At 71.6% G+C, this 848-nt stretch carries 1 protein-coding gene; it reads left to right on the forward strand.

Annotation, left to right across the window (positions count from 1 at the left end):
- Positions 1-848: putative PEP-binding protein (locus BIU82_RS15965; RefSeq protein ID WP_139146656.1), on the forward strand; the 848-nt coding region annotated here is incomplete at both ends.

The raw sequence follows: 848 nt of genomic DNA on the forward strand, positions 1-848 counted from the left end.
GACCCGGCCAAGGTCATCGCCCTGATCACCTCCGGCGGCGGACCGCAGTCGCACACCGCGATCCTGGCCCGCGCGCTGGGCCTGCCCGCCGTCGTCGCCGCCCCCGGCGTGGACGAAATCAGCGACGGGGTTGAGGTGTACGTGGACGGTGCCGCCGGCACCATCACCACCGAACCGTCCGAGGAACTGCGCATTGCGGCGAAGGCCTGGGCCACCCAGGCCTCCACCCTGGCTGCCTTCACCGGCGACAACACCCTCGCCGACGGCTACCGCGTGCCCCTGCTGGCCAACGTGGGCACCGGCGCGGACGCGGTCAAGGCCGCCGACGCCGGCGCCGAGGGCGTGGGCCTGCTCCGCACCGAGTTCTGCTTCCTGGACCGCGACACCGAGCCCACCGTCGAAGAGCAGATCGCCGCTTACGGTGCCGTGTTCGCGGCATTCCCGGGCAAGAAGGTGGTGGTCCGCACCCTGGACGCCGGCGCGGACAAGCCCCTGCCGTTCCTGAGCAACTCGGAGGAACCTAACCCTGCCTTGGGCGTGCGCGGCTACCGCACCGACCTCACCAGCCCCGGGGTCCTGGAACGCCAGCTCTCCGCGATCGCAGCGGCCGAAGCCCAGCATGAGGCCGAGGTATGGGTCATGGCCCCCATGATCTCCACCCCGGACGAAGCGGCCCGCTTCGCCGGACTCGCCACTGCCGCGGGACTGAAGACCCCCGGCGTGATGATCGAGGTGCCCTCCGCCGCGCTTACCGCAGGCACCGTGCTGCAGGAAGTCTCCTTCGCCTCCCTCGGCACGAACGACCTCACCCAGTACGCCATGGCCGCCGACCGGCAGCTCGGGCCCCT

The sequence above is a fragment of the Arthrobacter sp. SW1 genome, from assembly GCF_001766675.1.
Classification (GTDB): Bacteria; Actinomycetota; Actinomycetes; order Actinomycetales; family Micrococcaceae; genus Arthrobacter.